22 protein-coding genes and 6 tRNA genes are annotated in these 25,432 nt (G+C 47.0%); 18 read left to right on the forward strand and 10 right to left on the reverse strand.

Features of this window, described 5'->3' with window-relative positions; genetic code table 11:
- Positions 1–323 precede the first annotated feature (323 nt).
- The 6 genes from ACTNCK_RS01255 to ACTNCK_RS01280 form a co-directional block, all read right to left on the reverse strand.
- Positions 324–396: transfer RNA gene (locus tag ACTNCK_RS01255), tRNA-Lys, on the reverse strand.
- Positions 397–400: 4 nt separating this feature from the next.
- Positions 401–472 (reverse strand) — tRNA-Gln (locus tag ACTNCK_RS01260).
- Positions 473–516: 44 nt separating this feature from the next.
- Positions 517–590 (reverse strand) — tRNA-His (locus ACTNCK_RS01265).
- Between the two features lie 5 nt (positions 591–595).
- A tRNA-Arg gene (locus ACTNCK_RS01270) sits at positions 596–669 on the reverse strand.
- A gap of 61 nt (positions 670–730) precedes the next feature.
- Positions 731–801 (reverse strand) — tRNA-Gly (locus tag ACTNCK_RS01275).
- Positions 802–805: 4 nt separating this feature from the next.
- Positions 806–879: transfer RNA gene (locus ACTNCK_RS01280), tRNA-Pro, on the reverse strand.
- 183 nt (positions 880–1,062) lie between these two features.
- On the opposite strand from ACTNCK_RS01280, the gene ACTNCK_RS01285 reads away from it, so the two are divergent.
- The 5 genes from ACTNCK_RS01285 to thiH all read left to right on the forward strand — a co-directional run bounded on the left by ACTNCK_RS01285 (position 1,063) and on the right by thiH (position 5,248).
- Positions 1,063–1,485, forward strand: coding sequence for a helix-turn-helix domain-containing protein (locus tag ACTNCK_RS01285; protein WP_441080517.1), 423 nt, complete (start codon positions 1,063–1,065; stop codon positions 1,483–1,485).
- Between the two features lie 81 nt (positions 1,486–1,566).
- Positions 1,567–2,859: a phosphopyruvate hydratase gene (gene eno / locus ACTNCK_RS01290; RefSeq protein WP_441080518.1), complete on the forward strand. Its 1,293-nt coding sequence runs from the start codon at positions 1,567–1,569 to the stop codon at positions 2,857–2,859.
- Between the two features lie 119 nt (positions 2,860–2,978).
- On the forward strand, positions 2,979–3,173 hold the full coding sequence (thiS, locus tag ACTNCK_RS01295; RefSeq protein ID WP_441080519.1) for a sulfur carrier protein ThiS: 195 nt from the start codon (positions 2,979–2,981) through the stop codon (positions 3,171–3,173).
- A gap of 22 nt (positions 3,174–3,195) precedes the next feature.
- Positions 3,196–3,960 (forward strand): thiazole synthase, encoded by a 765-nt coding sequence (locus tag ACTNCK_RS01300; RefSeq protein ID WP_441080520.1) that lies wholly within the window; start codon positions 3,196–3,198, stop codon positions 3,958–3,960.
- Positions 3,961–3,985: 25 nt separating this feature from the next.
- A complete protein-coding gene (thiH, locus tag ACTNCK_RS01305) occupies positions 3,986–5,248 on the forward strand; it encodes a 2-iminoacetate synthase ThiH (protein WP_441080521.1) in 1,263 nt (420 codons plus the stop codon).
- Positions 5,249–5,286: 38 nt separating this feature from the next.
- On the opposite strand, the gene ACTNCK_RS01310 is transcribed toward thiH, so the two are convergent.
- Positions 5,287–5,640 carry a DUF5684 domain-containing protein gene (locus ACTNCK_RS01310; RefSeq protein WP_441080522.1) on the reverse strand — a complete coding sequence of 118 codons (354 nt, stop codon included), beginning with the start codon at positions 5,638–5,640 and terminating at the stop codon, positions 5,287–5,289.
- A 138-nt stretch (positions 5,641–5,778) separates the two neighbouring features.
- Between ACTNCK_RS01310 and ACTNCK_RS01315 the strand changes: the two genes are divergently transcribed.
- The 6 genes from ACTNCK_RS01315 (at position 5,779) to ACTNCK_RS01340 (ending at position 13,259) form a co-directional block, all read left to right on the forward strand.
- Positions 5,779–6,444: a thiamine phosphate synthase gene (locus tag ACTNCK_RS01315; RefSeq protein WP_441080523.1), complete on the forward strand. Its 666-nt coding sequence runs from the start codon at positions 5,779–5,781 to the stop codon at positions 6,442–6,444.
- Between the two features lie 220 nt (positions 6,445–6,664).
- Positions 6,665–8,977: an anaerobic ribonucleoside-triphosphate reductase gene (gene nrdD, locus ACTNCK_RS01320; RefSeq protein ID WP_441080727.1), complete on the forward strand. Its 2,313-nt coding sequence runs from the start codon at positions 6,665–6,667 to the stop codon at positions 8,975–8,977.
- A gap of 14 nt (positions 8,978–8,991) precedes the next feature.
- Complete coding sequence (nrdG, locus tag ACTNCK_RS01325) at positions 8,992–9,516, forward strand: anaerobic ribonucleoside-triphosphate reductase activating protein (RefSeq protein WP_441080524.1); 525 nt, start codon at positions 8,992–8,994, stop codon at positions 9,514–9,516.
- Between the two features lie 21 nt (positions 9,517–9,537).
- Complete coding sequence (locus ACTNCK_RS01330) at positions 9,538–10,230, forward strand: histidine phosphatase family protein (RefSeq protein ID WP_441080526.1); 693 nt, start codon at positions 9,538–9,540, stop codon at positions 10,228–10,230.
- A complete protein-coding gene (locus tag ACTNCK_RS01335; protein WP_441080527.1) occupies positions 10,230–11,114 on the forward strand; it encodes a polysaccharide deacetylase family protein in 885 nt (294 codons plus the stop codon). The genes ACTNCK_RS01330 and ACTNCK_RS01335 overlap by 1 nt, the downstream gene beginning before the upstream one ends.
- Positions 11,115–11,138: 24 nt before the next feature.
- Positions 11,139–13,259, forward strand: coding sequence for an EAL domain-containing protein (locus ACTNCK_RS01340; RefSeq protein WP_441080528.1), 2,121 nt, complete (start codon positions 11,139–11,141; stop codon positions 13,257–13,259).
- A 36-nt stretch (positions 13,260–13,295) separates the two neighbouring features.
- Here ACTNCK_RS01340 and nadC read toward each other — a convergent pair whose 3' ends face one another.
- Genes nadC through nadA form a run of 3 tightly spaced genes read right to left on the reverse strand, consistent with a single transcriptional unit; the run spans position 13,296 to position 16,439 of the window.
- Entirely contained in the window at positions 13,296–14,150 is an 855-nt protein-coding gene (gene nadC / locus ACTNCK_RS01345) for a carboxylating nicotinate-nucleotide diphosphorylase (protein ID WP_441080529.1), read from the reverse strand.
- 13 nt (positions 14,151–14,163) lie between these two features.
- Positions 14,164–15,522: an L-aspartate oxidase gene (locus tag ACTNCK_RS01350; protein ID WP_441080530.1), complete on the reverse strand. Its 1,359-nt coding sequence runs from the start codon at positions 15,520–15,522 to the stop codon at positions 14,164–14,166.
- Positions 15,519–16,439, reverse strand: coding sequence for a quinolinate synthase NadA (nadA, locus tag ACTNCK_RS01355; protein ID WP_441080728.1), 921 nt, complete (start codon positions 16,437–16,439; stop codon positions 15,519–15,521). The genes ACTNCK_RS01350 and nadA overlap by 4 nt, the downstream gene beginning before the upstream one ends.
- 177 nt (positions 16,440–16,616) lie before the next feature.
- Between nadA and ACTNCK_RS01360 the strand changes: the two genes are divergently transcribed.
- From ACTNCK_RS01360 to ACTNCK_RS01390, 7 genes are read left to right on the forward strand one after another with little or no spacing between them, the layout of a single operon-like run.
- Positions 16,617–17,618 (forward strand): ABC transporter substrate-binding protein, encoded by a 1,002-nt coding sequence (locus ACTNCK_RS01360; protein ID WP_441080729.1) that lies wholly within the window; start codon positions 16,617–16,619, stop codon positions 17,616–17,618.
- A 7-nt stretch (positions 17,619–17,625) separates the two neighbouring features.
- Complete coding sequence (locus ACTNCK_RS01365) at positions 17,626–18,567, forward strand: ABC transporter permease (RefSeq protein ID WP_441080531.1); 942 nt, start codon at positions 17,626–17,628, stop codon at positions 18,565–18,567.
- Positions 18,554–19,348, forward strand: coding sequence for an ABC transporter ATP-binding protein (locus ACTNCK_RS01370; RefSeq protein WP_441080532.1), 795 nt, complete (start codon positions 18,554–18,556; stop codon positions 19,346–19,348). The genes ACTNCK_RS01365 and ACTNCK_RS01370 overlap by 14 nt, the downstream gene beginning before the upstream one ends.
- Before the next feature lie 6 nt (positions 19,349–19,354).
- On the forward strand, positions 19,355–20,503 hold the full coding sequence (locus ACTNCK_RS01375) for a glycosyltransferase family protein (protein ID WP_441080533.1): 1,149 nt from the start codon (positions 19,355–19,357) through the stop codon (positions 20,501–20,503).
- Complete coding sequence (gene hemC, locus ACTNCK_RS01380) at positions 20,500–23,352, forward strand: hydroxymethylbilane synthase (RefSeq protein WP_441080534.1); 2,853 nt, start codon at positions 20,500–20,502, stop codon at positions 23,350–23,352. The genes ACTNCK_RS01375 and hemC overlap by 4 nt, the downstream gene beginning before the upstream one ends.
- Entirely contained in the window at positions 23,345–24,319 is a 975-nt protein-coding gene (gene hemB, locus ACTNCK_RS01385) for a porphobilinogen synthase (RefSeq protein ID WP_441080535.1), read from the forward strand. The genes hemC and hemB overlap by 8 nt, the downstream gene beginning before the upstream one ends.
- Positions 24,319–25,422 carry a glutamyl-tRNA reductase gene (locus tag ACTNCK_RS01390; protein ID WP_441080536.1) on the forward strand — a complete coding sequence of 368 codons (1,104 nt, stop codon included), beginning with the start codon at positions 24,319–24,321 and terminating at the stop codon, positions 25,420–25,422. Before hemB ends, ACTNCK_RS01390 begins: the two co-directional genes overlap by 1 nt.
- Positions 25,423–25,432 lie beyond the last annotated feature (10 nt).

Below are 25,432 nucleotides of genomic sequence, written 5' to 3' on the forward strand. Positions count from 1 at the left end.
CAGTACGAGGTTGACTGGTAGACATAAGTGATCCCGCTCCGTTTATCAAGGCTTCGAATGATACTGGACATCTTCATTCCTCCTGCTTCATAGCTTGGTATTATTATACCACACTATGTAGGAGAAGGCAATGAAAACATGTCATTTTTTCAGTATTTATGCGGCTTTTCAGCCGTTTTCATAGTGGCAACATAGGTTGGAATTCCGGGAATCCAGGTTCCATGGGAGCATTGTCATACGGATAAATAAAAAAATCATATGCTTTCGACCAGACATATGACCTTATATAAATATCATAATATAATTCATAAAGAGGGATAAAATGAGGCATGGGGGATTTGAACCCCCGACAACTTGATTAAAAGTCAAGTGCTCTACCAACTGAGCTAATACCCCGTTTCTGGGCCAGCCGGATTCGAACCGGCGAATGCAGGAATCAAAATCCTGTGCCTTACCGCTTGGCGATAGCCCACCAAAGAATCCAACTGAAAGTGAAAGATAGACTAAAAAGTCAAGGGTGGATAAAGGGATTCGAACCCTTGGCCTCCAGAGCCACAATCTGGCGCGCTAACCAGCTGCGCTATACCCACCATAATGTGCCTGAAGGGATTCGAACCCCCGACCCACGGCTTAGAAGGCCGTTGCTCTATCCAACTGAGCTACAGACACATTTATATTCATAAATGTCCGCACAATGCCTATCAGAGTGCGGACAATAAACATGAATAGAAGCAGGTGATGAGAATCGAACTCACGTATCCAGCTTGGAAGGCTGGTGTTCTACCATTGAACTACACCTGCATAATCGAGGTGACAGGATTCGAACCTGCGACCTCCTGGTCCCAAACCAGGCGCTCTACCAAGCTAAGCTACACCTCGAAACAAGAGCGTTTTCTCTCGAAACGCAAGTAAGAGTATATAACAATGTCGGGCGCTTGTCAAGCACAAATTTCAAATTCGAGTAAATAGAATTCTGCTTCGAGTATATGGCAGCATTCCAGCCATTTCAAGCTCACATGGATATCCTTTTAGATATAAAAATATCAGCGAAAGGAGAAATCTATGGAAATCTTTAAGCAGGCGGACAAAGGCTTTGATAACAGCAAGGGCAAAAAGGAAAAGAAGGAAAAGGCTGTAGCACTTGTCGAGCAGACATTCGGAGAGAGATTAGAGCAGGTACTTCTTGAAAGCGGCATTGCAAAGAAGGTGTTTGCGGAGAGCATAGGTATAGCTCCTAATACACTGAGCGGTTATCTGAAGGGAGCCCATCTGCCGGATCTTCTTACCTTTACTATTATATGCAGGAAGCTCGATGTTTCCGCTGACTATATGCTTGGAAGAACCGAGAACAGGAATGTGGACAGGAAACATACCAGAAGGGAGAGCGATCTTTTATCCTTCTACAGCATGATATCGGCCGGACGTCAGGAGCAGCTCATAGGTGAGGCAAGAGCATTTGCCAAGATGGAAAACAGGATGAGGTAAATGTTGCTTGAAAAAAAATACATTGTCTGTTAAACTTTACATCGGATTTTATGGTACCTGTTTTTTATAAGGAGGCATTTCATGGAATTACAGGAAATAACAGACGTAAAGGGAAGGGAGATCCTTGATTCAAGAGGAAATCCTACTGTAGAGGCAGAGGTCACTCTTGCCGATGGCACAGTAGGACGTGGGGCTTCCCCTTCAGGAGCATCGACTGGACAGTTCGAGGCTATAGAGATGCGTGACGGCGGAGACCGTTATCTTGGTAAGGGTGTGATAAAGGCAGTTTCTCATGTGAATAATGAGATCAGGGATGCGGTCTTAGGCATAGATGCTACAGATACCTATGCAGTAGACCGTGCCATGCTTGCTGCAGACGGCACAGACAATAAGTCAAAGCTCGGCGCCAATGCAATACTTGCAGTATCAATAGCAGCAGCAAGGGCAGCAGCCAGCTCGCTTGAGATCCCTCTGTTCAGGTTCTTAGGCGGATCCCAGGGGACTGATCTTCCAGTTCCTATGATGAATATTCTAAACGGCGGGGCTCATGCAGCCAACAATATCGACGCTCAGGAATTCATGATCATGCCGGTAGGGGCTCCTTCCTTCAAGGAAGCGCTCAGATGGTGTGCGGAGGTCTTCCACAGCCTGCAGGCACTTCTGAAGGCTGACGGCCATGCTACAGCAGTAGGAGACGAGGGAGGCTTCGCTCCGGATCTGGAGAGTGACGAGGAGGCTATAGGCTACATAGTAAAGGCAGTCGAGAGGGCCGGATACAAGCCGGGAGTCGATTTCAAGATCGCTATGGACGTAGCATCCTCCGAATGGAAGGGCAGCCGCAAGGGTCAGTATCATCTGCCGAAGGCCGGAAAGGATTATACTACAGATGAGCTTATAGAGCATTGGGCTAGGCTTGTAGACAAGTATCCTATCATTTCTATCGAGGATCCTCTCGATGAGGAGGATTGGGAAGGATGGGCAAAGATCACAAAGAAGCTGGGCGATAAGGTTCAGCTTGTAGGAGACGATCTTTTTGTTACAAATGTAAAGAGACTCCAGAAGGGAATCGACTGCAAGGCAGGAAATTCCATCCTGATCAAGCTCAATCAGATCGGATCTGTTTCAGAGACCCTTGATGCCATAAAGCTTGCTCATGACAATGGATATACGACTATAGTTTCACACAGATCAGGCGAGACAGAGGATACTACGATCGCTGATCTGGCTGTAGCTATGAATTCCAAGCAGATAAAGACCGGAGCTCCGAGCAGATCAGAGAGGGTTGCCAAGTACAACCAGCTCCTGCGTATAGAGGAGGAGCTTGGAGAGGCAGCAGTCTATCCGGGACCAAAAGCATTTAATGTCCAGCGCTGAAGCAGGATCTTAAATAAATAACAGAGTACACGAAAGTGCACGAAGGGGCACACCACCTTGGGCGTGAGTCTTCTTCGTGTACTTTTTTTTATTGTCTTTGTAGACGCGAAAGGAGGCATATGCGGATAAATGGCGAGGAATTCCCCGCAGATGGGAAAAGCGTAGAGGCGCTTATAGAGGAGAGAGGACTGAAGAAGGAAATGGTTGCGGTGGAGCTCAATGAAAGGATTCTGCCGCGAGAGGAATATGGGACTTGTATTCCTCTTGAAGATGATGTGATAGAAATAGTTCAGTTCATGGGCGGCGGCCGGTGAACAAAAGAAAGGAAGGCAAAAAATGTCAGATACATTAAAGCTCGGGAACAAGGAATTTACATCAAGGTTTATCCTTGGATCAGGGAAATACTCTGTGGATCTGATAAAGGCAGCTGTAAATGAGGCGCATGCCCAGATCATAACACTAAGTGTCAGGCGGACCAATACAAGGAAGTCAGAGAATATCCTTGAGTATATACCTGATGGGGTAACCCTTCTCCCGAATACCTCCGGAGCCAGGAATGCCGAGGAGGCAGTGCGTATCGCTCATCTGGCAAGAGAGCTTGGATGCGGGGATTTCGTAAAGATAGAGATAATGGGAGATACCAAGTATCTTCTTCCGGATAATAATGAGACAGTTAAGGCAACTGAGATCCTTGCAAAGGAGGGCTTTATTGTGCTTCCATATATGTATCCGGACCTCTATGCAGCAAGAGCCTTAAGAGATGCGGGAGCTGCAGCGATAATGCCACTGGCATCTCCTATCGGATCAAACAGAGGGCTTTCTACAAAGGAGTTTATCCAGATCATTATCGATGAGATCGATCTTCCTGTGATCGTCGACGCCGGTATAGGGAAGCCGTCAGAGGCAGCCTGTGCAATGGAGATGGGAGCAGCAGCTGTAATGTGCAATACTGCAATAGCTACGTCTGAGAATATACCTCTTATGGCAGGCGCCTTTGCAGAGGCCATAAGCGCAGGAAGAAAGGCATATCTTGCCGGAACTGGCAGGGTGCTTGAAAGAGGAGCAGAATCATCTGATCCCCTGCTTGGTTTTTTGAGATAAGAGTGAAGGAAGGCAGGAACATAAAATGGAAGAACAGAAAAATCAGTTTTTTGTCGATGGAAAGCAGTTAAGCGAGGCTGCCCTTAAGAGAAAGCACGAGCTGGAAAATAACCCTGAGAGCCGAACAGATCCTATGAAGTTCATGCCGGGTATGGACAGGATCGATCCTGCCATAAGGAATACAGTGATCGACCAGATGAATTCATACGATTATAATAAGTACACAGATATGGACGTAAGGAGGGCTTTAAGGAAGAGGAGGATAGATATAGAGGACTTCAAGGCGCTTTTGAGCCCGGCAGCCTTTCCTCATCTGAACGAGATGGCAGAGAGAGCCAGGTATGACACAGCCCGTCAGTTCGGAAACACAGTATATATGTTTACTCCGCTTTATATAGCCAACTACTGTGAGAATTACTGCATCTACTGCGGCTTCAACTGCTATAACGATATTCACAGGAAGCAGCTCGATAAGGATGAGATCCGTCATGAGATGGAGGTAATCGCTGATACCGGGATCGAGGAGATACTGATCCTTACTGGGGAAAGCAAGAAAAGGAGCTCGGTCGAATATATAGGAGAGGCCTGCAAGCTGGCAAAGGAATACTTCAGGAATGTAAGTCTTGAGGTATATCCCGGCAACATAGACGATTATAAATACTGGCATGAGTGCGGAGCCGACTATGTGACAGTATTTCAGGAAACCTACGATGCGAAGAAATATGAGACCCTCCATCTGCTAGGCCACAAAAGGATCTTTCCTTACAGGTTCGAGGCCCAGGAAAGGGCCCTGCTCGGAGGCATGAGAGGAGTAGGCTTCTCGGCTCTCCTGGGCTTAAGCGATTTCAGGAAGGATGCGCTTGCGACAGGCCTTCATGTATATTATCTTCAGAGGAAGTATCCATGGGCTGAGTATTCGCTTTCATGTCCCAGACTTCGTCCTATTATAAACAATGAGAAGATAAATCCGCTTGATGTAGGAGAGGCCCAGCTGACACAGATACTCTGTGCATACAGGATCTTTCTTCCGTTTGCGGGGATAGTAGTAAGCTCCCGTGAGACAAAGCGCTTCAGGAACGGTATAGTAAAGATAGCGGCCACCAAGGTTTCAGCCGGGGTATCTACCGGAATAGGAGATCATGAGGCCAAATATACCCACACCGAGGAGAAGGGGACCGGCGATGAACAGTTCGAGATCGCTGATACCAGATCCTTCGACAGCATGTATTCCGATCTCTCCGATGAAGGAATGCAGCCTGTCACCAATGACTATGTATATGTAGGATAAAAAATGCGCCCCATATGGGGCGCACCTTTTCTCAAGACCTATTGCGGTCCGTAGTACTGGGAAGAATCGAATCCCAGTATAAGCTGGAAAATATTCGGCAGGAAGATAAGTCCTACGGCGAATCCGCCTGATTTCCCGAATGCATGTGCAAGCTTTACTTCATAGATGATGCTTATCACGACATTTACGATCGGGATCAATAACAGAAGAAATAACAGACCGTTTCCCCATGCTATCTTGTACTGAACGTACAGATTATAGAATGGGATAAGACTCGCCCAGCCAGGCTCTCCGGCCTTTTCGAAGATCTTCCAGTTCGCTATGATCAGAAGAATATATAATACCAGACACCAAACCCAGTAGACAGCAAGTAATGCAAATAAGCCTTCCATTGCTTTCGTCCTCCTTTCTCTTAAAATTTGATTAAATTATAATCTTTTTGTAAACACACGTCAAGCTAAAGGTTTGTAAGTCCTGATAAAAAATGCTATATTAGATAAAGCGATTTACAGGAAAAGGAAGCGGAACTTATGAAGGTGATCTGCATTACAAATCATGAGCTTCTGCCTGACGGCAGACTGGGGGAGATGTCCTACAGGTCATGGAAGAAGGCCTATGTGGAGGAGATAAAGAGGATAGACTGCTGCGGTCCGGCAGCAGTAATAGTAAGGGAAAAGCTGCTGTCCGGAATAGAGTATACAGATCTCTATCAGGCACTTTCTCGGGACTCCATTACAGAGCAGACAGAGCTTATCTGGCATGATCATTACGAGGCGCTGCGGCTTTTTATGAGATTCCACAGGAGATCTGAATGGCCGGCATCCGTATTCTTCTCAGGACGTGAGGCGGGTGCTATTCCTGATGCGGATCTAAGAGAGCTAAAGAGAGACGGGATCAGATTCGGACTGCCATGCCACAGTATGATCGAGCTTAAGGACGCACTCTGCGCAGGAGCTGACTTCATTACTGCAAGCCATATCTTTAATACTGCCTGCAAGATAGGAAAGAGGCCGAAGGGTCTTGACTTCCTGAGGGAGGTTTCGTCTGCGGTGACTATACCTGTCATAGCCCTTGGAGGTATAGATGTATCAAATGCCGCATCATGTATCGAGGCCGGAGCAGCCGGAGTGGCTGTCATGTCTCTTGCGATGAGGGAAGACAAGGCTGCTCTTAGGGATCTTATAGCCCTGAAATGAGTTGTATTAATATTCAGAAAATTACGACTTTGCTTTTTTTGCGTTTTACCCTTTTAATATTCTCTGGAATGTATTATCATATATCCAACGCACAATATATAGTGCTTTATAGATCAGACATAACTACACTTAGTTGTTGCATGAGTCCACAACTAAGTGATTTTTTCCTGTATGACCTGATGATGGGTTTGTCAGGATAAGGAAAGGAAGATTCTTTTTGATGGATACTATCGTAGTAAAGACAAATGTGATCAAGCGAAACGGCCGTGAGGTCAGCTTCGATGAACAGAAGATCATAAATGCCATAATGAAGGCCAACAAGGAGGTGGAGGGTATCCATCAGCTCAATCATGCCCAGGTTCAGGCTGTTGCTGACGGTATCTCAAGACAGGTGGCCGCTTCTCCCCATGCGGTAAATGTCGAGGACATTCAGGACCTCGTTGAGAAGGGCATTATGGAGATGAGATGCTACGAGGTAGCCCAGAAGTATGTCAGATACAGATACAAGAGAGAGCTTTCCCGTAAGTCCAATACGACCGACAATGGTATACTTGCTCTTATAGATCAGGTCAACGAGGAGGTAAAGCAGGAGAACTCCAATAAGAACCCGGTGATAAACTCAACCCAGAGGGACTATATGGCCGGAGAGGTATCAAAGGATCTGACCAACAGAGTCCTTCTGCCTGAGGATATAGTAAAGGCACATAAGGAAGGGGTAATCCATTTCCATGACGCCGATTATTTTGCCCAGAGAGAGCATAACTGCGATCTGATAAATCTCGAGGATATGCTTCAGAACGGAACGGTCATATCAGAGACCATGATAGAGAAGCCGAAGAGCTTCTATACTGCCTGCAATATAACAACACAGATAGTAGCTCAGGTGGCCAGCAACCAGTACGGAGGCCAGTCCTTCTCCCTGGCTCACTTAGCTCCATTTGTGGATGTGAGCCGTCAGAAGATAAAGAAGCAGGTCATTGCTGAGAGAGAGGAGATCGGAGATGATCTCGATCCGGAAAAGGTCATGAAGGTTGTTGACCATCGCCTTCAGTCAGAGATCGAGTCGGGTATACAGACGATACAGTACCAGCTCGTTACCCTTATGACTACAAACGGCCAGACTCCGTTTGTGACTATGTTTATCTATCTTGATGAGGTGCCAGAGGGGCAGACCAGGGACGATCTGGCCCGCCTGGCAAAGGAGGTCTTCCGTCAGAGGATCCAGGGCATAAAGAATGAGAAGGGAGTCTGGGTGACTCCTGCCTTCCCTAAGATCATCTATACGCTTGATCAGGACAATATAGAGGAGGGCAGCCCTTACTATGATCTGACAAAGCTTGCCGCAGAATGTACAGCCAAGCGGATGGTGCCTGATTATATTTCCGCCAAGGTCATGAAAGAGCTTAAGGGTGATGTATATACCTGTATGGGATGCCGTTCCTTCCTTACTCCAGACAATGAAAATAATGACGAGGGACTCTGCAATGCAGGAAATAAGTCCGGAGCTCTTGACTACAAGGAAGGTGAGCACAAGTATTACGGCCGCTTCAATCAGGGAGTCGTCACCATAAATCTTGTTGATGTGGCCTGCTCCGCTGTAAAGGAAGCAGAGGAGAAGGGCACAGACAGATTCGAGGAGTTCGAGCGGATCTTTGACGAGAGGCTTGAGCTCTGCCACAGAGCCCTTCTCTGCAGACATAACCGTCTTATGGGGACATCATCAGACGTGGCTCCTATACTCTGGCAGCACGGAGCTCTTGCCCGCCTGAAGAAGGGTGAGAAGATAGACAAGCTTCTTTTCGGGAATTACTCAACTATCTCACTCGGCTACTGCGGTATCTCTGAGATGACCTATGAGATGACAGGCGTAAGCCATACTGATCCTAAGGGCAAGGAATTCGCACTCAAGGTCATGAGGCATCTGAATGATAAGTGTGCAGAATGGAGAAAGGCTGAGAACATCAGCTATTCTCTTTATGGGACTCCTATGGAGTCGACGACCTACAAGTTCGCCAAGTGCCTGCAGAAGAGATTTGGTATCATACCTCATGTGACCGACAAGAACTATATCACCAACAGTTATCATGTCCATGTGACAGAGGAGATAGATGCATTCAGCAAGCTGAAGTTTGAATCGGAGTTCCAGAAGCTTTCTCCGGGAGGAGCCATAAGCTATGTGGAGGTTCCTAACCTTCAGACCAATATACCTGCTGTTCTATCTATAATGAAGTATATCTATCAGAACATCATGTATGCGGAGCTCAATACCAAGAGTGACTACTGTGAGGTCTGCGGCTATGACGGACAGATAAGGATAGTAGAGGATGACAACGGAAAGCTGGTCTGGGAGTGCCCTAAGTGCGGCAACCGTGACCAGAGCAGGATGAGCGTTGCCCGTCGTACCTGCGGATATATAGGGACCCAGTTCTGGAATCAGGGACGTACCCAGGAGATAAGAGACAGGGTGCTTCACCTTTCTATACCTGAGTTCAGTGATACGAACGAGATGAATGTAAACGCTTCAGTAAAATAGAAACCACTAGACAAATGAATTACGGACAGATATACTATGCAGACGTTGCAAATGGTCCGGGATGCAGGACCTCGCTCTTCGTGAGCGGCTGCACCCACCATTGCAAGGGCTGCTTCAACCAGGAGACCTGGGATTTTTCATTCGGACACGAATACACAAGGGAAACCGAAAACAGGATACTTGAATCAGTAAAGCCATCCTATATAGATGGCCTTACGGTCTTGGGAGGCGAGCCGATGGAGCCATCAAACCAAAAGGCTCTCCTGCCGCTCTACAGGCGGATAAAGGAAAAGGTCCCTCATGCAGACATATGGATATACAGCGGATATACCTGGGAGGAGCTTACAGATCCTTCAAATAAGCGCGCCCATACAGACTGTACAGATGAGATCCTTTCTCTTACAGATGTGCTTGTAGACGGCGAGTTCGTAGAGGACTTAAAGGACATTTCCTTATGCTTTCGTGGCTCTTCCAATCAGCGTATAATAGACGTGCAAAAGACAATTGAATATGGTAAAATAACTCTGAAGGATATCTGATCCAACGGAGTTTTTTTATTTATGGCAGAGATATATTTTTTGCGTCACGGTCAGACAGATATGAATATTTCCCATATGCTGCAGGGCCGGACCAATACCGATCTGAATGACAGAGGAAGAAGACAGGCAGAAAGTACAGGAAAAGCAATAGCAGAAAGAGGCATAAGGCCGGATATCATCTTTTCATCGCCTCTTAACAGGGTGAGACAGACGGTATGCGGGGCACTTAGTGCGCAGAACCTTACCCCTATCGATATGACGCTTGGAGAGGCTCTTGTATATCAGGGAGACAAGGTCCCTCTGGTTACCGATGAGCGGCTTATAGAGATGAGCTTCGGAGAGGCCGAGGGTATCCCTATGGATAAGCTGCCGGATGATTTTGCAGACATATTTTTTCATGATCCTGAGAACTATTCTCCAGTAGCCGGAGCAGAGTCCTATCAGGAGCTTGTAGCAAGATGCAGGGATTTTCTGGAATCGCTTCGCAGGGATATAAGACCAGGCGGCATTCTTTCTGATAAGACCATCTTCTGTGCGACTCATGGCGGAGTCATGCACTGCATTTTTCTTCTGCTATCCCACAGGCAGCTTAAGGATTTCTGGAGGCAGTCGGTTCTTAACTGTGCAGTGATAAGGGCATTCCTTGGAGACAGACAGGATGATGACAGGGTTACGTTTATCGAGGAAGGATTTACAGGAGAGGAAAGAATTTGATGAAGAAGGCAGCATTATTTCTTGGAGCAATATGCATGAGCTTATCCATGATCGTGCCAGAGGGCTCATCGGCAGTTCAGGCAAGGGTGGTTACAGAAGCAGCTGTTGGTAAGAAAAATGAGACCAGCGCAACAAGTGGCTCAGCCATAAAGACAAAGCCCCAAAGGCCATCAAAGCCGGCTAAGTCAAATAAGCCGGTGAAGAAGAACAATAATAAGCCGGTGAAGAAGAACAAGAAAAAGAAGCATAAGAAGCAGCCGAAGAAGACGGTATATCTTACATTTGATGACGGACCGGGAAGCAGGGTCACACCAAAGCTTCTTAAGGTCTTAAAGGACAATAAGGTAAAGGCTACTTTCTTTATAGTAGGCTATGAGGGAAAGGCCAATAAAAAGCTTCTGAAGCGGATAGTGAAGGACGGCCATACAATAGCCATTCATACCTACACCCATGACTACAGGAAGATCTATTCCAGCAAGAAGGCTTTTCTTTCAGACTTCCATAAGACAGAGAAGCTTATAGTGGATACGACCGGGGTAAAGCCGCATTACTTCAGATTCCCTGGAGGAGGCAACAATCACTATATGTCAAAGAAGCTGAGGAAGTCAATACTTAAGGAGCTTCATAAGGAAGGCTATACAGAGATGGACTGGAACTGCGGTACCTCTGACGCGGCAGCGACCTATTATAGTGCGGCCCAGCTTATCAGATATGGTAAGACTACTCACTGGGGACCGGATCCTATCGTCCTGCTGCAGCATGATGCCAATACCAAGTATCATACACCGGAGGTCACAAGGGCACTTATAAAGTATTACAGATCAAAGGGATATCATTTCAGCGGTCTGTCTGATTATCCGGGACCGGAGATGTGCTTTAAGTAGAGAGTCTTTTAAAGGAGGGCAACAATGACAGACAAAAGTGTACTGATAATCGATGATTCACCGACCAACAGAAAGATGCTGGCGGATATCTTAAAGGATGAGGTCGATGTGCTTGAGGCAGATACAGGCGAGAAGGGTCTTGGCCTTTTAAAGAGCCATATAGGTCATATAGGGATAGTGCTTCTTGATCTTATCATGCCGGGAATGAGCGGCTTTGATGTGCTAAGTGAGATGAAGCGTGAGCATATGATGGACTATGTGCCAGTGATCATGATCTCCAGCGCAGATGAACCGGGCAATATAGAGAAGGCATTTGATCTGGGAGCCCTGGACTTCATATCGCGTCCATATTCTGAGAGGATAGTTAGGAGAAGAGTGCTTACTACTATAAGCCTCTTTCAGAAGCAGGCCAGCATAGCGAGTAAGATCGACAGGCAGTACAAGGCCGATGACGAGCTTATCGACAAGAGGACCGGACTTCCTTATAAGAAGAATTTTTTCAATCAGGTAGACACGGCGCTAAGGAACCCGAACCTTGTACCTCTGTATATGGTTGCCATGGACATAGATCATTTCAAGCTCTTCAACAGCTATTACAGCTGGGAGAGAGGAGATGAATACATCAAAAAGATAGGATCGATACTTGCTTCATCTACACAGAGACATGGAGGAGTCGCCGGCTATCTGGGTGGTGATGATTTCGCCCTGCTCTGTCCGGCGAGATTTGATCTTGTCAATTCCCTTTCTGAGCAGCTGAACCGCTATCTTACTGAAAACAGCTTTGAGCCCTCTTTCCGTACTAATTTCGGAATCTATTCGGTGGACATGGCGCGTGCGACGGATGCCAAAGCCCTCTACGATCTTGCTGCAATAGCGCTTGAGACCATAAGAGGTGATTATACAAGGACTGTTACGGTCTACGATCCTGCTATGATCCAGAAGGAGCAGGATGAATACAAGCGGCTTCTTAATATCAGAAGCGGTATCAAAAATGGAGAATTCACTATCTATATCCAGCCAAAGGTAGATATGAATACAGGTCATATCCTGGGTGGCGAGGCTCTGGCCAGATGGATCCATGACGGTACAGTATATTCTCCCGGACTTTTTGTCCCGGTGATGGAGAAGAATGGACTTATTTCCTCTCTTGACAAGCTGATCTGGGACAGAAGCGCCAGATATATAAAGAAGCTTATAGGGGAGGGGATAAATCCTCTGCCTATCTCTGTAAATATATCAACGACCGATATCTTCACTATGGATGTACCGGAGTTTTTCAGTGAGCTGATAAGGGCTTATGACATACCTCCGGCCCTTCTTGAGGCTGAGCTGTCTGAGAGCACCTTCCAGAAGGCGCCAGAGAGAGCTGCCGATGTGGTATCGAGATTCCATGACATAGGAATGAGCGTCTCCTATGATGATTTCGGCAGCGGCTATGCACCTCTGTCCACGATCGAGTCCATGGATGTGGATATGCTAAAGATCGATACGACCTTCCTTCGTATGTCACATGAGAATCCGGAAAGGAGCAGGAATATCCTTGAGCCTGTGCTTGCTATGGCTCAGCAGATCCAGCTTCCTGTGATAATAGAGGGAGTAGAGACCGAGGGACAGGCTGACTTCCTTAAGCGTATGGGCTGCTACTATGCTCAGGGCTATCTGTTCTATACACCTATGCCTACAGAGCGTTTTACAAGGCTTATAAGCGATCCGGCAATGGTCGAGACCGAGGGACTCATGATTGGGGCACCTCAGGCCTACAGGGTAAGACAGATCTTAAGCTCTGACTACATATCGGATGATATGGTGACAAATATATTCGGATCAATAGTCATCTTAAACAGGATAGGAAGTATAGTCCATGTAGGATGGTCCCTGCTCGACCACTACAGGAATTCAAGCCTCCAGGAGCTTGTTGATAAAGATAACAGTACGTCGATGTCAGACTTTGTACAGGATGAGGACAGGGAGAAATTTGACAGGCTTTTCGAGAGCGCTGTTGAGAATAAGGATCAGGGAGCAAAGGGCACTATCACCTTTGTCACATCAGAGGGACAGATAAGGGTCAGGATAAGGCTTTATTATTTGAGAAGCAATGTAAATGAGCAGATCTTTTATTCAATGTTAGACCAGATCGACGAATAAAAAAACGCTGACGGATCCGCCGTCAGCGTTTTTTATTTAATCTGTAGGATGAAGATTCTTAAGAGAAAGATCGAGGATCGGGGCTGAATGGGTAAGAGCACCGCTTGATACGAAGTCGGCTCCCAGGTCCTTTATCATGTCAACATTCTCACAGCTTACGTTTCCTGAGATCTCAGTCAGGGCCCGGCCGTCTATTAAGGCTATGGCCTGCTTCATTGTCTCGTGATCCATATTATCAAGCATTATGATATCAGCGCCTGTGTCAAGAGCCTCCTGGACCTGGTCTATGCTTTCGGTCTCGACCTCTATCTTTCTGACGAATGGAGCATAGTCCCTTGCCAGCTTCACGGCTCTGCTTATAGATCCTGCAGCTCCTATATGGTTGTCCTTTATCAGGACTCCGTCAGTCAGATTATATCTGTGGTTCGTGGCCCCTCCGACCTTTACAGCATATTTCTCAAAAAGACGCATATTAGGAGTGGTCTTTCTGGTATCAAGAAGCCTTGTCTTAGAACCCTCTAGAAGATCTACCATACGTCTAGTCATAGTAGCTATACCGCTCATCCTCTGAAGGTAATTAAGCGCTGTACGCTCTCCTATAAGCAGGGTCCTGATGTCGCCCAGAACCTCAGCTATCTTCTGGCCGGATCTTATTTTCTCTCCGTCCTTTACGAAGACCTCGAACTCTGTTGTGAAATCGAGAAGAGTAAAGACTCTTTTGAATACATCGAGACCGCAGAGTATACCATCTTCCTTTGCGATCAGATCCACCTGACCGGGAGTACTCTTCGGCATTATAGCGTTTGTCGTCACGTCCTCTGAGGTCACATCCTCTCTTAATGCAGAAAGGATATAAGGGTCAGCGTTTAATTTAAGAGTTATATCTGTCATATGTTCTCCTTTACTATTCGGCGTTCTGATCCATAAGAGTGTTTTCCCTGTCGATTTCATCCCAGATAAGCTGTCTGTTTTCCTGATCCCTGTCTTTGGTATCATAAAGACTGTCAAGATCGAGATCATAGATCGCTGCAAGCTCTGACAGGGACTTGTCAAGATTAGAAATATAGCGGGGCTTCCTGCCCTCCCAGGCCCTCTGCCCGTCTATCTTTACCATATGTCCGGCTGCATTCTTTGCGAATACAAGGCTTTCCAAAAGGGAGTTGCTGGCAAGGCGATTCTTGCCATGGACACCATTGCAGCAGGTCTCACCTGAGGCATAGAGATGGTCCATGGATGTATGTGAATTCAGATCGACATGGATACCACCCATGAAATAATGCTGGGCAGGGACCACAGGCACATACTCCTTCTTCGGATCTATACCGCATTCGAGACAGTGCTTTACTATATGAGGAAATCTCTTTGCTATGTCGAATTTCGTGATCGCCATCATATTGAGATGGACATACTTAGTATGATCCTTTGCCATCTGCTTAAGGATCTCCTGTGACAGCAGATCTCTTGGCAGAAGCTCATTTGTGAAGCGCTCTCCGTTCTTGTCAAGAAGAGTTGCACCCTCACCGCGCACAGACTCTGAGACAAGGAAACGTCTTTCTTTCTTCTCACTGTAAAAGGTCGTCGGATGGATCTGCACATAGTTCACATGCTCCAGCTTTATACCGCGGCGAAGACACAGAGCCAGCGAATCTCCGGTAAGTGAAGGATAGTTGGTCGAATTCTCATAGATGCCGCCAATACCGCCGGTAGCCAGAAGTATATGGGAGGCAAAGACAGTGTGGAGCTCTCCGTCACCGTCAAGAACCACTATTCCGTCGCAGCGGTTATTTTTACAGAGGAGGTCTACCATTCTGGTGTATTCAGAAATCTCAACGTTCGGGAGTTTCTTTACTGCTGCCTGCAGATGGGTGGTAATCTCCTCTCCTGTGATATCCTCGTGGTGGAGGATACGGTTAGTCGAATGGGCGGCCTCCCTGGTAAACTCAAGCGTGCCGTCAGGGTTTCTCGCGAAGTCTACCCCGTAGCCCATAAGCTCCTCAATGACTCCCTTTGAGGAACGTATCATGCAGTCAACCGATTCCTTCCGGTTCTCATAATGCCCTGCCCTCATCGTATCCTCAAAGAAGCTGTCATAGTCGGAAGGATCCTTTAGCACACAGATACCACCCTGTGCCAGATATGAATCACATTCCTCCATCCCCTTTTTTGTTATCATAAGGATCTGTTTGTCTGCAGGAAGATGCAGAGCCGCAAAGCAGCCCGCTACACCGGCACCTGCAATTATCACATCGTATTGTTTTTTCATTTTGAAAGTTTTAGCATCTTCTCCATAGGTAAAGCAGCATCCCTCATTATATCATCAGGAAGCGTGATCTGATTGTCTTCATATTCAAGAACATGAAGAAGCTTCTCCATAGTAAGCTTTTTCATATTCGGACAGATCTGCATAGGACCTGCAGGGTAGAAGCTTTTGTCAGGATATCTCTTGCCCAGCTCATGCATGACGCCAAGCTCTGTGGCGACGATGAATTCCCTGGCATCTGACTCTCCGGCGTATTTTATTATGCCTGAGGTGGATCCGACATAGTCAGCAAGAGCCACTACATCAGGCTTGCATTCAGGATGAACCAGAAGCGGGGCATGGGGCTTCAACTCTTTTGCCTTCTTTACTACATCTGCCTTTATCGAATTGTGCACATGGCAGAAGCCGTCGTTAAAGATGAAATTCTTGTCAGGAAGCTGGTCTGCAATATAGCGGGCCAGATTCTGATCCGGAATGAAGAAGATATTCTTCTGCGGAAGCCGGCTTACGATCTTTAGAGCATTGGCACTTGTCACGCATACATCTGAGGCAGCCTTTAAGTCTGCTGTAGAATTCACATAGCAGACGACTGCAAGATCATCATACTTACTCCTCATCTCTGCGATCGAATCGGTCGTGGCCATATGAGCCATAGGACAATCAGCGGCTATCTCAGGGATCAGAACCTTCTTATCAGGATTCAAGACCTTGGCGCTCTCCCCCATGAAACGGACTCCGCAGAGTACTATTATATCTGCATCGGTCTCAGTAGCCTTCTTTGCAAGGAAAAATGAATCCCCCACATAGTCCGCTATATCCTGGATCTGATCAGCCACATAGTAGTGAGCCATAATCACAGCGTTTTTCTGATTCTTTAAAGCATTGATACGGTCTGCTATTTCTTTCGTGTTCACAGGCATGCCTTTCCATTTCATAAAAAGGCTGTGAAAAGAATATTCACAGCCCTTGGTTTTTCCGAATCAGTTTACCACTCTTAAAATGATTTTACAACTATTAAATGAAAGTCTCCGGATTGACTTCATTGATTTGAAGTGATATAGTGAAAAAATCGAAAGTATATTTCAAGGAAGGAGTCTATAATGAAGAAGAAAAAGATCATCACACTGTTCCTTGCAGCCGCAATGGCTGTGACTTCACTGGCTGGCTGCTCAGGGGCGTCGAATGGCAAGTCAGCTGACAAGGGAGGCAAAGGGGGGAAAACCTATAATATAGGTATCTGTCAGCTGGTACAGCATCCGGCGCTTGATGCCGCTACGAAGGGCTTCAAGGATTATCTGAAGGAGAAGCTGGGAGACAGGGTGAAGTTCGATGAGCAGAATGCCGCAGGTGATTCTGCAAACTGCTCGACCATCTGCAACGGCTTCGTCTCTGCCGGAGACGATCTTATCATGGCTAATGCGACAGCAGCTCTTACAGCAGCTACTCAGGCTACGACCACTATCCCTATACTGGGCACCTCGGTTACCGATTATGGCACAGCCTTAAGCATCAAGGACTGGAACGGAAAGAGCGGAAGCAATGTATCAGGGACTACAGATCTGGCTCCTCTCGACCAGCAGGCTTCAATGCTGAATGAGCTTTTCCCGGACGCAAAGAAGGTAGGCATCCTTTACTGCTCTGCAGAGGCCAACAGCAAGTATCAGGTCGATACCATCACTCCTTTCCTTGAGAAGTACGGATATACAGTAAAGGCTTATACATTCTCGGATTCGAATGATGTGGCTCAGGTCACAAAGCAGGCCTGCGCTGACTCGGATGTCCTCTACATCCCTACTGACAATACTGCAGCAAACTGTGCTGAGAATATCAATAACGTTGCCCTTCCGGCAAAGACTCCTATTGTATGCGGAGAAGAGGGAATCTGCTCAGGCTGCGGAGTAGCGACTCTTTCGATAAGCTATGAGGATCTGGGAAGAAAGACCGGAGAAATGGCCTACGATATCCTTGTCAATGGCAAGAATCCTGGTGACATGCAGGTCGAGAGCGCAGAGAACTTCACAAAGGAGTATGATGCTGATCGTGCCAAGGAGCTTGGCGTAACGATCCCTGATGATTATAAGGCAATTAGTAAAGAGTGATAAAGATATGGGACTTAATGTAATGACTCTGATCGGGGCACTTCCCGGAGATGTGGCCCAGGGACTGATATGGGGAGTGATGGCTATAGGCGTTTTCATCACGTACAAGATACTTAATTTTCCGGATCTGACAGTTGACGGCAGCTTCGCTACAGGCGGAGCTGTGGCCGTGATGCAGATCCTTGGCGGACATTCGGTCGCATCAGCGCTTGTCATGGCGCTTATAGCAGGCCTTATAGCAGGCCTGTGTACAGGCCTTCTGCATACACTTCTTGGTATACCAGATATCCTTGCGGGGATCCTGATGCAGATAGCGCTTTTTTCCATAAACCTCCATATAATGGACGGAGGAGCCAACAAGGCTGTTTCATCGACCCAGTACAAGCTTATAGTTAGTCTTCGTGATGTGAACCAGTCCATCCTTGTAGCACTTATATTTGTAGCTGTAGTGATAATAGCCTGCTACTGGTTCTTCGGAACAGAGGCCGGCTCGGCAATAAGAGCCACCGGTAACAACCCGGCCATGAGCAGGGCACAGGGTATCAATATCAAGGTCTGCAAGGTCGTTGCACTTTCGTTATCAAATGGACTTGTGGCCCTCTCAGGAGGACTTTTCGCCCAGTACCAGGGCTTCTCTGATATCAATATGGGCAGGGGCTCGATCGTTATCGGGCTTGCAGCAGTCATAATAGGTGATGTGCTTGGAAACGCTATCCTCGGAAAGAAAATGAACTTTGCGGTAAAGCTGGTCTTTGTCGTCATTGGTTCCATAATCTATTATCTGGTGATAGGAGTCGTTTTATGGCTTCGTATGCCTACAAACGATCTGAAGCTCTTTACAGCTATAATCGTTGCAATCTTCCTTGCTATCCCTTATCTTAAGGACAGCATAGGGCATTCCTTTGCTCATGCCAAAAGAATAGGAGGCAGAGAGAATGATCGAGCTTAAGAATATAAAAAAGACCTTCAATCCCGGTACCATAAATGAAAAGCATGCCTTAAACGGCCTTTCCCTGAAGCTTAACGATGGTGACTTCGTCACAGTTATCGGAGGAAACGGAGCAGGAAAGTCAACTATGCTAAATGCTCTTGCAGGAGTCTGGCCTATAGATTCCGGCCAGATCATAATAGACGGTGTGGACGTGACCGGTTATCCTGAGCATAAGAGAGCTCCATTCCTTGGAAGGGTCTTCCAGGATCCTATGACAGGGACGGCTACAGACATGCAGATCGATGAGAATCTGGCTCTTGCTGCAAGAAGAGGAAAGCACAGAGGCTTAGGCTGGGGTATCACAAAGGCTGAGCGAGAGAAATACAGACAGCTTCTGTCGAAGTTCAATCTGGGACTTGAGGACAGGCTTACAGCAAAGGTCGGGCTCCTTTCCGGAGGACAGAGACAGGCTCTTACCCTTCTGATGGCTACTCTTGTAAAGCCAAAGGCCCTGCTGCTCGATGAGCATACAGCAGCTCTCGACCCCAAGACTGCAGCAACTGTTCTTGCCGCTACAGACCGTATCGTAAGCGAGAACAAGCTGACTACCATAATGGTCACTCACAATATGCGAGATGCCATAGCTCACGGTAACAGACTTGTGATGCTAAATGACGGACAGGTGATGCTTGACATCAAGGGAGAGGAGAAAAAGCATCTTACAGTCGAGGATCTCCTTCATAAGTTCGAAGAAGCCAGTGGCGAGGAGTTCGCTAACGACCAGGCAATACTTTCATAAGAATTCATGTATAATATCATTTTTTTCAAGGGCATCCTTGAAACAATGGATTATTTCACAGACAAATGCACCGAGGCGCTTAGCTTACTTGGAGCAGATACCTATATCATAGACGCCGGAGATCCTTCCACCTATAACGGGGAGGATTTCCGGCGTTTCATGGAAAGAGAGAATAAGGCGGTTTTCCTCTGGAATCAGATCGGGCTTAACATGACAGTCGATGGGAACAATCTCTGGGAGAAATACGGGGTGCCCATATATGATTCCATACAGGATCATCCGAGGAATTTTCCTGATACTCTTACAAGTCCTCCTGGAGATTTCCATGCTCTTGTACTCGATAATAACCATGCGGCCTTCATAAGGGAGTTTTATCCAGCTATAAGGGATATACGTTTTTTCCCTAACGGCGGGGCCTGCGAGGGTCAGATGATACCCTATGATAAAAGAAGTATTCCGGTTCTTTACTGCGGCTCTGTGCAGAAGGCTGTAAGCGGTTTCCCTATGCTCTCCATTTTTGCAGATCAGGGAAAAATGTATTACAATCAGACCATCGGCCTTATGATTTCTGACCCGTCTCTTACCACAGAGCAGGCAGTAAGCAGGGTGATAGATGGATGCGGTTTTTCTCCTGATGAGTACCACAGGCTCTTTTTTGCCACATCTGTACAGATAGATATGTATGTCAGACGGTATTTCAAGCTCAGCTTTATGCATGCGCTTGAGAAAAAACGGATTCCTGTTGCTGTTTACGGTGACCACTGGGATGATGGATTTTCTGAGCCAATATCTATACATACAAGGATAAGCTCAAGGCGATGCAATGAGCTTGCCTCTGATGCCAGGATCTCGCTTAATTTCATGCCCTGGTACAAGGACGGATCGAGCGAGAGAGTCTTTAACAATATGCTTGGAGGCTCCCTTTGCATTAGCGACAGGAGCAGATACCTAAGCGACCATTACAGGGATGGAGAGGATATAGTTTTCTTTGATTTGAAGGACCCGGATGGCTTTGCAGACAAGGTTTCCTATTACCTGTCTGATATGGATAAGGCAGCGGAGATCGCTGCAAATGGAGCAAGGAAAGCAGCAGAAAACGACAGCTGGTACTGTCGTATGAAGACCTTTCTTTCGTTTCTAGAGGAAGAAAAATGACTTATTTTCCTTTTTATATAAATATTGATGATAAAAGATTCCTTATAGTCGGAGGCGGCAGGATAGCCGGAGAAAAGCTTTCAAGACTTAAGCAGTTTACAGAAAATATAACTATAGTTGCAGAGGAGTTTTCCTTTGACACAGCAGGCATCGATATCAGGAAAAAGCCTTTTGCGGCAGCAGATCTTGATGGCTTTGATTACTGTATCGCCGCAACAGATGACTGTAAGCTGAACAGATCTATCGGGTCTCTTTGCCGTGAAAGGGGCATACTTGTAAATACAGTAGATGACGAGTCATACTGTGATTTTATTTTTCCCTCTATAATAAAGGAGGGAGATCTGACCGTTTCTGTCTCGACAAACGGCTCATCTCCAGCAATGGCAGCTCTTCTTAAGAAAAGGATAAGGGAGATCCTGCCGGATAATATAGATCAGGTGGCCAGAGAAATGAAAGCTGCCCGCTCTGTTATAAGGAAAAGTGTTCCTGATCAGGATGACAGGAAGGCTGTATACAAGCAGATGCTTAAGACTTGTCTTGACGGAGGAAGGCCGGATATTTATTTTCCCCACAGGATAGTCATTGCTACACGCGGATCGAAGCTGGCCCTGGCTCAGGCAGAAATAGTGAAAAAGAAGCTGGCATGTCTTGGAATGGAGAGTGAGCTTAGGATCATAAGGACCCAGGGAGATAAGGAACAGAAAAAATCGCTGGCTAAGATCGGTGGCCGGGGAGTCTTCGTAAAGGAAATAGAAAGGGCCCTGCTTTCGGGAGAGGCAGATATAGCTGTACATAGTGGAAAGGATCTGCCTTTCGAGCTTGCAGCTGGTCTTACCATAGCAGCTACTCCTGAGGCGGAAAGCGACAGGGACGTAATGCTTTCTGTGACAGATGATCCGGTAAGGATAGGGACAGGCTCACTTCGCCGGATAAAGCAGCTTAAAGCTGTTTTTCCTAAGGCAGAATTCATACCGATCAGAGGAAATGTCGACACCAGGCTTGAAAAGCTGAGATCAGGTCAGGTCGATGCCATTGTGCTTGCGCGTGCAGGGCTTAACCGGCTTTCTATAGATACCGGAGATCTTATAGTAAGGGAATTTACTGACAGAGAGTGTATACCGGCAGCCACTCAGGGAATAATAGCTGTCGAATGCAGGAGGGACAGGAGAGACCTTCTGAATCTTCTCTCCCTTATAGACGACAGTAAGGTCCACAGGAGATTCAACGGAGAGAGAGCCTGTGTCAGGGCACTTGGGGCAGACTGTACCTTTGCAGCTGCCGCCAGATACTATCAGAGCGGCGATAAGGACCTGCCTTTACATGAGACACTTCGAGAGGGAGAGTATCTGATGCCTGTTATGTATCAGGGAATGAGCCATATATTTAAGGGAGATGTTTACAGCTTTGACAGAGACATGTCTTTTGAAACGGTAAGAAGGATATTCCATACAGGAGCCCAGAAGAAGCGGGGGAAGGTATATATTGCCGGAGCCGGGCCTGACTATGAGCTTCTTACCCTAAGGACAAGACAGCTGATAGGAAGCTGTGATGACATAGTATATGATGATCTTATAGACCCATCTGTACTTTCTCTGGCAAGGCCAGATGCGGCCTTTCATCCAGTAGGGAAAAGGCTTGGCTCCCATAAGGCCTCGCAGCAGCAGATAAATGATTTCCTTGTGACACTTGCTGTATCAGGAAGACAGGTGCTGCGTCTTAAGGGCGGAGATCCGTTTGTATTCGGCCGGGGCGCTGAGGAGGCACAGGCGCTTGAGGGAGCAGGTATAGAATATGAGCTGGTGCCAGGCATCACATCCGCAGTCGCTGTGCCTGAGCATTTCGGGATACCAGTCACAAGTCGGGGAGTTGCGAGTGGCTTTATCGTAGAGACAGGACATGCGGCAGAACTTCACAGGGACTGCCTGTCAAGGGTATATCTGATGGGTATCACAAGGCTTGCCCAGATAGTAGATGAGCTGACAAGCGAGGGCTTTCCTGCTGATACTCCGGTTGCAGTGATGAGCAGGGGCTTTAAGAGAGATGAGACTATAATAAGGGGAAGGCTTTCTGATATTGTAGAAAAGGCAGCAGACGCGCCGATGCCAGGTATAATATTTGTCGGTGAGGGTGCCGGGTTTTCTCTTTCCGCCCACAAAAGAGAGTCAGTTACGGTGACAGGTACAAGAAGCTTTGTAGAAAGGGCTGAAAGGATACTTACAGACAGAGGTTTCAGGGTAAAGCCCCTGCCGCATCTCATCACCGAAACAAACGGTGAGGACCTTCCTGACAGCTTTGAGACGGGAAGCATTCTTGTATTTACATCTGCCAACGGAGTGGACAGCTTCTTTAAGGCATATGGTAAGGATCTTAGGACTCTTGCATCTCTAAGGTTTGCTGTGATAGGACCGGGCACTGGAGATGAGCTTCGCAAAAGAGGCTTCTCCTATGACTATATGCCAGAGAACTATACCAGCGAGGCCCTGGCAGAGCTGCTTATAGAAAAGACAGGAGATGAGAGAATATATCTCCTCAGGGCAGACAATGCCTCTGATACTCTGCCAGCCCTTCTTGACTCAGCGCATAAAAAGGTAGAAAATATATGCGTATACAGGACAACTGTGGATCAGAGGCTTATCGCCTCATATGACCCTGATACGGATTATATACTGTTCGGGTCTGCTAACGGGGTCCGCTCATACATTGAGGCAGGAGGAAAAACCAGTAACACCAGAGTGGTCTGCATAGGAGAGCTGACGGCAAGGGCATATGGAAAAAAATGCATTGTAGCCAAAAGGCCGGATCTATACAGCCTGGCAGATGAATTGGAGGCAGCTGTAAGAAATGAGTAGTTTTAGAAGATTCAGAAGGCTTCGGCAGAGTGAGGCCATCAGGAGCTTTGTAAGAGAAAATGAGCTTCATGCGTCGGATTTTATCTATCCGGTGTTTGCTGTGGCCGGGAAAAACATGAAGGTGCCGGTAAAGTCAATGCCAGGCATCTGTCAGTATTCGCTAGACAGGATCGACGAGGAAATAGACAGGGTAGTAGCAGCAGGGATACCGGCTATCCTTATTTTTGGCATCCCTGATCATAGGGATGATGTAGCAAGCGGAGCCTATGATCATCACGGAGTGACCCAGGAGGCCATAAGACATATTAAGGAGAGGTATCCTGACCTTATAATAATAGCAGACGTCTGCCTTTGTGAATATACCTCGACAGGACACTGCGGAATGGTCGATAAGAATGGATATGTGATGAATGACGAGACCCTGCCTCTTCTTACAAAGACAGCAGTAAGCATGGCAGAGGCCGGAGCAGACATAGTGGCTCCATCAGACATGATGGATGGAAGAGTGGCAGCCATAAGGGAGGGACTTGATAAGGCAGGATTTATGCTCACACCTATCCTTTCCTACAGTGCCAAATTCGCAAGCGCTTATTACGGACCCTTCAGGGATGCTGCAGAGTCAGCTCCGAAATTTGGCGACAGGAAGTCATATCAGATGGATCCGGCAAACAGCAGGGAGGCAATGAGAGAGATAGAGGATGATCTGGAGGAGGGAGCCGATATGATCATTGTAAAGCCTGCTATGGCATATCTCGATATCATGAAGGAAGCCAGACGCAGATTCGAGGTACCTCTTATCGCCTATAATGTGAGCGGAGAGTATGCAATGATAAAGGCAGCAGCACAGAATGGCTGGATCGATGAGAAACGGATCACTCTGGAGACGCTTACAGGAATGAAGAGAGCTGGGGCTGACAGGATAATCACCTATCATGCTATAGAAGCCGCAGGCTGGCTTTTAGAATAATGTTTGCTATATCTATAAACAACAGGACAGCTGATGAAAGGCTAAGAGGTGCCCTTACGGTAGCAGACGGGCAGCTTGATTACATGCTTGGCAGGATAAGTGACAGGAACCATGATGCTGTGGTCATCTGCACCTGTAATCGTACTGAGATCTATGGAGAGCTTGGGACAGAAAAGGCTATAAATGCGCTTTCAGCTGTTAGCGGAGTAGATCCCTCTATCATCAGGGAGCACTGCCTGGTTTTTACAGGTGAGGCAGCCATAGGACATCTGTTCAATGTTGCAGCAGGACTTGATTCAATGGTGATAGGAGAGGATCAGATCTTAGGACAGGTAAAGGATGCAGCAAAACGGGCTAGAGCAGCCGGTTGCTATGGTAACTCATTCCCACAGATATTTCAGGCAGCCTTTGCAGCAGCAAAAAAGGTAAAGACCGATACCCTGCTGTCAAAGACTTCTGTTTCTATAGCGACCCTGGCTGCCTCCTGCTGTCACCGGTTTTCTGATCATAAAAAGAAGATCCTTATGATAGGGGCCGGAGGCGATATAGGAAGCTCGCTCAGAAAGGACCTGCTTTCCTACGGCGACTGCCAGATCACGGCTACTGTTCACAGGAACCGCTTCAGTGACAGAGGCATAAGACTTATCGACTATCATGACAGATATCAGGGGATAGAGGATTACGATATTATCATTTCCGCTACCAAAAGTCCCCACTATACAGTGATAAGGACCAGACTTCCAGACCAGATGACCGATAAGAGCAGGCTTTTTATCGATCTGTCGGTTCCATCTGATATAGATCCTGCAGTAAGCGGTATAAAGGGGGCAAGACTTGTCACTATAGATGATTTCAGGCAGCTTGCCAGGGAAAACAATGACAGGAAGGCCACCGCTGTAGAAAAGGCGGAAATGATAATAAAGGAAGAGAAGGAGGCTCTGTTAAAGGAGATTAGTATCAAGCAGATAATTCCGGATCTGGACAAATATTCCAACAGATATGGCCAAGGCTTCAGGAAATTCCTGTTTGATTACAAGAAAAAGGCAGATGCCGATGATTTCGCGAAGTTTATCAGTACAGCTCTTTCTATGATAGAGCATTAAGGAAATTGAG

Origin of the sequence: Candidatus Weimeria sp. HCP3S3_B5 (genome assembly GCF_052064335.1) — a bacterium.
GTDB lineage: Bacteria > Bacillota > Clostridia > Lachnospirales > Lachnospiraceae > Weimeria.